This window comes from Prevotella pectinovora (genome assembly GCF_000834015.1).
Lineage (GTDB): Bacteria > Bacteroidota > Bacteroidia > Bacteroidales > Bacteroidaceae > Prevotella > Prevotella pectinovora.
The window spans coordinates 1-1317 of record NZ_JXQI01000087.1 but is presented as its reverse complement, the minus strand read 5'-3'; the positions used below and the strand labels follow the sequence as shown (position 1 = coordinate 1317).

Annotated in this window: 1 protein-coding gene; it reads right to left on the bottom strand. The window is 43.5% G+C overall.

Translation table 11 applies throughout. From position 1 onward, the window contains the following. Positions 1–10 precede the first annotated feature (10 nt). Positions 11–1216, bottom strand: a complete 1206-nt coding sequence (locus ST42_RS12340; RefSeq protein ID WP_042517111.1) for an ISL3 family transposase — start codon at positions 1214–1216, stop codon at positions 11–13. Positions 1217–1317 lie beyond the last annotated feature (101 nt).

Sequence of the window (1317 nt, the reverse complement as noted above, 5' to 3'; positions counted from 1 at the left end):
GGTTCTTCCGTTAAATGCGTAGACGCTTGTCGTGTAGAGCGTATAGCTTTAACGTGAAGAATTCATCATTTCTGAATCCATACATTTGTCTTTTCAGCACTTTAATCTTGTTGTTTATACCTTCAGTAGGGCCATTTGATATCGGGTAGTCATACCATGCAAGTATATATGGCTTGTAGGCCCGCAAGGTAGCAGCCATTTTGACCAATGGCTGTATTTTTGAATCCATGGCCTGCCGCACCCATTCGTTTAGCACCAATTCTGCATCATCCTTGTTGGTTTGGTTCCATATTTCCCTCAAGTCTTCTTTCAGGTAATATGCAATCATCAACGGTTCATTCAAGTTCAGCACATTGTCAAGTCTTGTCTTGTATTTTGCGTCAAAGATGTCGTTGCCGTTTCTCAGCAATATCCAGCGCGTGCCCTTGATTACCTTACGCTTGTTAACGTCTTTCTCAGCATGCCACAACTGGCGGCGCAACTGGTCTATCCTTTCATTCATGAGCTTTACCACATGAAAATGATCCACGACAAGAGAGGCATTGGGGAGATTTGCCGTTACCGCCCCCGTATAAGCAGACGACAAGTCTGTGCATACGGCTTTTATGTCATTCTTTCTGTCTCCGAGCTTGTTCCAGAATTCCTCAAGCGAAGCCTTGCCGTTACCGTCACCTACAAAGACAATCCGCCCGGTTTCCAAGTCTACGACTATCGTCTTGTAAACTTGTCCCTTGTGGGTAGCGAACTCGTCTATGGATATGTATCTGAGGTTTGAAAGGTCCGGGCTGCCATACTCCTTTTGCAGGAACTCCATCTGTATGTTCCGCACCATGTCCCAAGATACATCCAGGAACCATGCAATGTCCTGTATAGTTGCAAAGCGCGACAAGTCTATAACCATATTGGCGAAAGCGGTCGTATGCCTGCGCTTGCCTTTTGCGAAATCGACATCCTCGTTCTTTATGCAGCCACAATCAGAACATTTGACACGTTGGATCTTCATCTCGACGAAAGTCTTTGAACAACCTATCGGCACGCTCACAAAGCGTCTGGCCGTGAAACCATTACGGACTACATTATGGCTTCCACACTCCGGACAGCAAAGTTTGTCTGATGGAGTTTGGATATTCAAAACTATTTTATTACTTTCGCAACGCATATCCAAACATTCTTGCAAGGATATGCCAAAAGCTTTATGCATTATGCTGGCATTCATTTATCATTGAGTTTGGTCACTACAAAGATAGATGATGCCAGCTTTATTTTTATCATAATATAAATATTTTTTTTCTATCTATGCATTTAACGGAAGAACCA

What these genes read in the sequence shown, in the direction of transcription:
- ST42_RS12340 (WP_042517111.1), bottom strand. Translation starts at nt 1,216, where the DNA reads ATGAATGCCAGCATAATGCATAAAGCTTTTGGCATATCCTTGCAAGAA.